This window comes from Brevundimonas sp. (genome assembly GCF_036676055.1).
Taxonomy (GTDB): domain Bacteria; phylum Pseudomonadota; class Alphaproteobacteria; order Caulobacterales; family Caulobacteraceae; genus Brevundimonas.
In genome coordinates this window covers 1-6,275 of record NZ_JAKFDS010000037.1, presented here as the reverse complement: position 1 = coordinate 6,275, position 6,275 = coordinate 1, and the positions used below count along the sequence as shown (strand labels likewise).

Sequence of the window (6,275 nt, the reverse complement as noted above, 5' to 3'; positions counted from 1 at the left end):
CACCACCAGCTTCTTCCCGGCCAAGCCGCTGGGCTGCTACGGCGACGGCGGGGCGGTGCTGACCAATGACGACGACCTGGCCCAGCTGATCGATTCCATCCGCGTGCACGGCAAGGCGGTGGCCCGCGATCTGGAGGGCAAGACCTTCGACCACGACCCCAAATACCTGAACATGCGCATCGGCCTGAACAGCCGGCTGGACACCATCCAGGCCGCCGTCCTGATCGAGAAGCTGAAGGTGTTCGGGCAGGAGATCGAATGGCGCAACCGCATCGCCGCCCGCTACAACGAGGGCCTGCGCCCGCACGTGGCGGCCGTGCCGGACGTGCCGGCCGGCAATGTCTCCAACTGGGCCCAGTACACGATCGAGCACGAGGACCGGGACGGTCTGGCGGCGCACCTGAAGGAACAGGGCGTGCCGACGGCGGTCTATTATCCGATCCCGCTGCACCTGCAGCCGGCCTATGACATGTATCCGCGCGGGCCGCAGGGCCTGCCGGTCACCGAGCGGCTCAAGGACCGGGTCATCAGCCTGCCGATGCATTCCGATCTGGACGAGGCGACCCAGGACCGCATCATCGCCGCCGTCGCTTCCTTCAAGAGCTGATCCGCATGACCCAGCACCAGTCCGTCCTCAAATTCGGCGTCGCCGGCGCCGGCGTCATGGGGCGCAACCACGCCCGGGTGCTGTCGGACATCCGCGACGTCGAGCTGACCCATGTGTTCGACCCCGACGCGGCGACCGCCGAGGGCGTCGCCGCCGCCTATGGGGCGACGGCGGTGACCACAGCCGAGGCCTTCGTCGCCGCCGGCCTCGACGCCGCGGTCGTGGCCACGCCCAACCGGCACCACGCCGATCTCGGCGTGGCCCTGCTGGAGGCGGGCGTCCATGTATTGGTCGAGAAGCCCATCGCCGCCACCGTGGCCGACGCCCAGCGCATGATCGACGCAGCCCGGGCCAACAGCCGGGTGCTGATGGTCGGCCAGGTCGAGCGCTTCAATCCGGCCGTCGACGCGGTCAAGCGCGCCATCGACGGCGACGACATCATCTCGATCCAGATCACCCGCGTCGGCCCCTTCCCGCCGCGCATGGGCGAGGTCGGGGTGGTCATCGACCTGGCGGTGCATGACATCGACATCATCCGCCACCTGACCGACAGCGAGATCGTCGAGGTCCAGCCGCAGCTGGCCCGCACCCGCGCCGAGCGCGAGGACACCGCCCTGCTGCAGTTCCGGCTGGAGAACGGGGTCATCGCCCACATCACCACCAATTGGGTGACCCCCTACAAGGTCCGCACCCTGCAGGTGGCGACGCGCAACAAGTTCGTGGTGGCCGACCTGATCACCCGTCAGGTGACCGAATATTTCGGCCAGCAGGCCGACGGCTCCTACCAGACCCGCGCCGTCAACAGCTGGCCGGCCGAGCCGCTGAAGAAGGAGCTGGAAGCCTTCGCCCACGCCATCCGCACCGGCGAGCCGCCGGCCGTGACCGGCGAGGACGGACTGCGCAATCTGGAAGTGGCGCTGAGGTGTCTCGGGGAGGGCTGAACCCTCCGCCGCGCCCGTGCGTTACCCGCGCATGACCGAGGTCCCCATCACGCCCGCGCCCGGCGACGAGGCCGAGCCCGAAACGCCCGGAACCGGCGAGGCCATCTGCCCCGGCTGCAACGGCACGGGGCAGGTCGGCGACCGGCCGTGCCCGACCTGCGAGGGTTCCGGCCGGGTGATCGAAGGGGTCGGGGAGGGCTAACCCACCACCTGCATCCCCAGCCATTCCGCGACCAGGGCCGGTTTGTCCGCGCCTTCGATCTCGACCGTGACCTCGTGCTTGAGCAGCCAGCGGCCGCCGCCCTTGTCCTCGACCGAGAGCAGTTTGAAGCGCCCCCGAATGTTGGAGCCGGCCCGCACCGGGGCGAGGAAGCGGAGTTTGTCGAAGCCGTAGTTGACCCCCATCACCACCCCCTCGAGCGGCGGCACGGCGTCGTAGGTCATGGCCGACAACAGCGACAGGGTCAGGAAGCCGTGGGCGATGGTCCCGCCGAAGGGCGTGGTCCTGGCCGCCTCCGGGTCGATGTGGATGAACTGGCGGTCCTCGGTGATCTCGGCGAAGGCGTCGATGCGGGCCTGATCGACGGTGATCCAGCGGCTGACGCCGATCTCCTGTCCGACCAGGCCGGGCAGGTCGGCGACGGGGGTGGGGGTTCCCTTGCGTTCGGTGCGGCTCATGGACGGCGGGCTCCTCAGGCGATCGGGGTGAAGCGGTCTTCGATGATGGCGGCGAACAGGGCCGGGTCGACGTTGCCCCCGGACAGGACGATGGCGGTGGTGCGGTCACGGGCGGCGATCTTGCCGGCCAGCAGGGCGGCCAGCGACACGGCGCCGCCCGGTTCGACCACCAGTTTCAGCACCCGGAAGGCGTAGCGCACCGCCGCCGCGACCTCGGCGTCGGAGACGGTCTCGACCCGGTCGACGCGGCGGTTGATCGGGAAGGTCAGCTCGCCGGGCCGGTCGGTCATCAGGGCGTCGCAGATGGTGCCTTTGGCCGGGGCGTGGGTCAGCCGCTCGCCGGCGGCGATCGACAGCTGGAAATCGTTGTAGTCGCGCGGCTCGACCCCGATGACCGGGGTGTGCGGCGACAGGGCGGCCATGGTCAGGTTGATGCCGGCGATCAGGCCGCCGCCCGAGGCGCCGCAGACCAGCTGGTCCAGCGGGGCGGCGCCGACCGCCTTGGCCTGATCGAGGATCTCCAGCCCGATGGTGCCCTGGCCCTCGATCACGAACGGGTCGTCGAACGGGCGGACCAGCACCGACCCTTTCGAGGCCGCGATCTCCTCGCCGATGGCCTCGCGGCTTTCGGTGTAGCGGTCGTACATCCGCACCTCGCCGCCGAATGACCGAACGCCCTCGACCTTCACGGCCGGGCTGTCGGCGGGCATGATGATGACCGCCTCGATGCCCAGCATCTGCGCCGCGGCGGCGACGGCCTGGGCGTGGTTTCCCGACGAATAGGCGACGACGCCACGCGCCCTTTCGTCGGCCGTCAGCCGGCTGATGCGGTTCCAGGCCCCGCGGAATTTGAAGGCCCCGGCCCGCTGCAGGGTCTCGGCCTTGAGCAGGACGCGACCGCCGACATGGGCGTTGAGGGCCGGGCTCTCGATCAGCGGCGTGTGAACGGCGTGGCCGGCGATCTGGCGGGCGGCGTCCTGGACGCCGGCGAAGGAGGCGATGTGCATGGACGGCACTTAACCCGAAGCGTCGCCTCTGCGTAAGGTGGGGCCATGAACCGTCTGATCCTCGCCATCGACCAGGGCACGACTTCCACCCGGGCCATCGCCTTCGAGTGTGCGCCGGAAGGCGGCCTGCGGCCCGTGGCCGTCAGCCAGATCGAACTGGCGCAGCATTTCCCCAAACCCGGCTGGGTCGAGCATGACGCCGCGGAGATCTGGACCGCGACGCTTCAGACCTGCCGCGAGGTCATCCGCAAGGCGGGCGGGGTGGGCCGGTTCGCCGCCATCGGCATCACCAACCAGCGCGAGACCTCGGTGATCTGGGACGCCGCGACGGGCGAGCCGCTGCACCGCGCGATCGTCTGGCAGGACCGGCGCACGGCGGCGGCGGCCGCGAAGCTGGCGGCCGCCGGGCATGAGCCGATGGTGCAGGCGGCGACGGGGCTGATCCTCGACCCCTATTTCTCGGCCTCGAAATTCGCCTGGCTGCTGGACGCTGTCCCGGGCGGGCGCGAGCGGGCGGCGCGGGGCGAGGTCAAACTCGGCACGATCGAGACCTGGCTGATCTGGAAGCTGACGGGCGGGGCCCGCCACGTCACCGACGCCACCAACGCCAGCCGGACCTCGCTGATGGACCTGGCCACGCGTCAGTGGCGTCCCGATCTGGCGACCCTGTTCGATGTCCCGGTGGAGGGACTGCCTGAGATCCGGGACTGCGTCGATCATTTCGGCGATTGCGAGGAGTCGCTGTTCGGGGCCGCCCTGCCGATCCACGGTTCGGCCGGGGACCAGCAGGCCGCGCTTGTGGGACATGGGGCCCTGAAGGCCGGGGACGCCAAGATCACTTACGGCACCGGGGCGTTTCTGGTGGCCAATGTCGGCGGCGCGCCGGTGGCTTCGACCAGCCGGCTGCTGGGCACGCTCGGATACGCGGTCGGCGGGCAGGCGGCCTGGGCGCTGGAGGGATCGATCTTCTCGGCCGGCTCGGCGATCCAGTGGCTGCGCGACGGCCTCGGGGTGATCACGGAATCGCGCCAGTCCGAGGCCATGGCGCAGGGGCTGGCCGACAACGGCGGCGTCTACCTCGTGCCCGGCTTTACCGGCCTGGGGGCGCCGTGGTGGGAGCCGGAGGCGCGCGGGACCATCACCGGTCTGACCCGGGACAGCGGTCCGGCCCAGATGGTGCGGGCGGCGCTGGAGTCGCTGGCCTACCAGACCCGCGATCTGCTGGACGCGCTGGCGAAGGACGGGGCGCCGCGGCTGAAGGTGCTGAAGGTCGACGGCGGGGTGACCGCCAACGCCTTCGCCATGCAGTTCGTGGCCGACATCTGCGAGGTCGTGGTCGAGCGGCCGGCCTTCCAGGAAATGACGGCCCTCGGGGCGGCCAAGCTGGCGGCGCTGGGCGTCGGCCTGATCGGCGATCTGGAAGACCATCCGGTCGAGGCGCCGGCGCGCTGGACGCCGCGCATGGCGTCCGACGAACGCGAGCGGCTGCTGAAGGGCTGGCGCGGTGCGGTCAAGGCCGCCATCATCGCCGCACAATGAACCAGCCTGTTTCCGAAGACGCCCAATCGACTTTTTCCGGCACGCGCGAGGTCGACCCGCGCTACGCCCTCAACGAGGCGCGGCTGGGCGAATGGCTGGCGGACAACGTCATGGGCTATTGCGGGCCGCTGGCGATCCGGCAGTTCAAGGGCGGTCAGTCGAACCCGACCTATGAGCTGACCACGCCCGGGCGGACCTATGTGCTGCGGCGCAAGCCGCCGGGGACCCTGCTGGCCTCGGCCCATGCGGTGGACCGGGAATTCCAGGTCATTTCGGCCCTGCACGCCCAGGGCTATCCGGTGGCGCGGCCGTGGGCCCTGTGCACCGACGAGGCGGTGATCGGCTCGATGTTCTACGTCATGGACAAGGTCGACGGCCGGGTGCTGTGGGACCTCAAGCTGCCGGGCATGACGCCGGACCAGCGGCGCGACATCTATGACGCCCAGGTCGATGCGCTCGCGGCGCTGCACGCCTTTGATCCGGCCGCCATCGGCCTGGGCGACTACGGCCGCCCGGGCAACTATTTCGAACGGCAGGTCGGGCGCTGGACCAAACAGTACCGGGCGTCGGAGATCGAGCCGATCCCGGCCATGGACCGGCTGATCGAATTCCTGCCCGCCACCCTGCCGCCCGAGGGGCCGACGCGCATCGTCCACGGCGACTTCCGTCTCGACAACCTGATCCTCGCCCCCGATGCGGCGGAGGTGCGGGCGGTGCTGGACTGGGAGCTGTCGACCCTCGGCGACCCGATGGCCGACTTCTCCTATCTGCTGATCGCCTGGGTCATTCCGGCGACCGCCCGAAACGGGCTGGCCGGGGCCGACATCGAGGCGCTGGGCATTCCCACGGTCGAACAGATGGTCGAGCGCTACGCCGGCCTGACCGGGGCGCGGCCGGCGAACCTTGACTGGCTGTTCGCCTACAACCTGTTCCGGCTGGCGGCCATCTGCCAGGGCATCGCCGGGCGGGTGCGCGACGGCACCGCGGCCTCAGCCCATGCGAAGACCATGGCGGCCCAGGTCCCGATGCTGGCCGAAGGCGCCCTGGCCTTCGCGAAGAAGGCCGGGGCCTGAGTCCTAGTTGGTCAGGATCTGGACGCGGGTCCACAACGCGCCGCGATTGACCACATGCACCCGTAGGCGGGCCGGCGCGCCGGGCGACAGGGTGCAGACCGGATAGTGGTCGCCGAAGCCGTCGGCGCACAGCAGCTTGCCGGCGGCGTCGCGGACGGTCAGGTCGACATCGGTGTCGCCGTCGCCGATCGCGGCGATGCGCAGGATCTCGGCCCCGCGGGCATCAATGTCGAAGCTCCAGGTTTGACGGGAGTCCAGCCGCTTGACCGTGGACACCGGGCCGTTTCCGAACGGCGACGCCGCGACGCCGACCATCGGCGGCGGCGGCGGCGGCGGCGGCGGCGGAGGAGGTGGCGGCGGTGGCGGCGGCGGAGGAGGCGGGGCGGCCGGCATCGGCTGGCGCTGCGCCGGCTGGCGGGCCGCAGCCTCC

8 protein-coding genes are annotated in these 6,275 nt (G+C 70.7%); 5 read left to right on the top strand and 3 right to left on the bottom strand.

What is annotated here, in order from left to right; translation table 11 throughout:
* The 3 genes from V6M45_RS06495 to V6M45_RS06485 all read left to right on the top strand — a co-directional run.
* Positions 1-607 (top strand): DegT/DnrJ/EryC1/StrS family aminotransferase (locus V6M45_RS06495; RefSeq protein ID WP_332654830.1); only part of this gene is annotated, 607 nt, incomplete at its 5' end.
* Positions 608-612: 5 nt separating this feature from the next.
* A complete protein-coding gene (locus V6M45_RS06490) occupies positions 613-1,548 on the top strand; it encodes a Gfo/Idh/MocA family protein (protein ID WP_332654829.1) in 936 nt (311 codons plus the stop codon).
* Positions 1,549-1,579: 31 nt separating this feature from the next.
* Positions 1,580-1,750, top strand: a complete 171-nt coding sequence (locus tag V6M45_RS06485) for a hypothetical protein (protein ID WP_332654828.1) — start codon at positions 1,580-1,582, stop codon at positions 1,748-1,750.
* Here the strand turns inward: V6M45_RS06485 and V6M45_RS06480 are convergent.
* Together V6M45_RS06480 and V6M45_RS06475 are read right to left on the bottom strand one after the other, a co-directional pair.
* Positions 1,747-2,226: a MaoC family dehydratase gene (locus V6M45_RS06480; protein WP_332654826.1), complete on the bottom strand. Its 480-nt coding sequence runs from the start codon at positions 2,224-2,226 to the stop codon at positions 1,747-1,749. The genes V6M45_RS06485 and V6M45_RS06480 overlap by 4 nt on opposite strands.
* Positions 2,227-2,240: 14 nt before the next feature.
* Positions 2,241-3,233 (bottom strand): threonine ammonia-lyase, encoded by a 993-nt coding sequence (locus V6M45_RS06475; protein ID WP_332654825.1) that lies wholly within the window; start codon positions 3,231-3,233, stop codon positions 2,241-2,243.
* 45 nt (positions 3,234-3,278) lie between these two features.
* Here V6M45_RS06475 and glpK point away from each other — a divergent pair, with 45 nt between their 5' ends.
* Both glpK and V6M45_RS06465 read left to right on the top strand, forming a co-directional pair.
* Positions 3,279-4,772: a glycerol kinase GlpK gene (gene glpK / locus V6M45_RS06470; protein ID WP_332654823.1), complete on the top strand. Its 1,494-nt coding sequence runs from the start codon at positions 3,279-3,281 to the stop codon at positions 4,770-4,772.
* Complete coding sequence (locus V6M45_RS06465) at positions 4,769-5,845, top strand: phosphotransferase family protein (protein ID WP_332654822.1); 1,077 nt, start codon at positions 4,769-4,771, stop codon at positions 5,843-5,845. Before glpK ends, V6M45_RS06465 begins: the two co-directional genes overlap by 4 nt.
* Positions 5,846-5,848: 3 nt before the next feature.
* On the opposite strand, the gene V6M45_RS06460 is transcribed toward V6M45_RS06465, so the two are convergent.
* Positions 5,849-6,121, bottom strand: coding sequence for a hypothetical protein (locus tag V6M45_RS06460; protein ID WP_332654821.1), 273 nt, complete (start codon positions 6,119-6,121; stop codon positions 5,849-5,851).
* Between the last annotated feature and the right edge of the window lie 154 nt (positions 6,122-6,275).

Excerpts from the sequence above, each read along its gene's own strand:
- V6M45_RS06465 (WP_332654822.1), top strand. The coding sequence starts at position 4,769 with ATGAACCAGCCTGTTTCCGAAGACGCCCAATCGACTTTTTCCGGCACG.
- V6M45_RS06490 (WP_332654829.1), top strand. The coding sequence starts at position 613 with ATGACCCAGCACCAGTCCGTCCTCAAATTCGGCGTCGCCGGCGCCGGC.
- V6M45_RS06485 (WP_332654828.1), top strand. The coding sequence starts at position 1,580 with ATGACCGAGGTCCCCATCACGCCCGCGCCCGGCGACGAGGCCGAGCCC.
- V6M45_RS06475 (WP_332654825.1), bottom strand. The coding sequence starts at position 3,233 with ATGCACATCGCCTCCTTCGCCGGCGTCCAGGACGCCGCCCGCCAGATC.
- V6M45_RS06480 (WP_332654826.1), bottom strand. The coding sequence starts at position 2,226 with ATGAGCCGCACCGAACGCAAGGGAACCCCCACCCCCGTCGCCGACCTG.
- glpK (WP_332654823.1), top strand. The coding sequence starts at position 3,279 with ATGAACCGTCTGATCCTCGCCATCGACCAGGGCACGACTTCCACCCGG.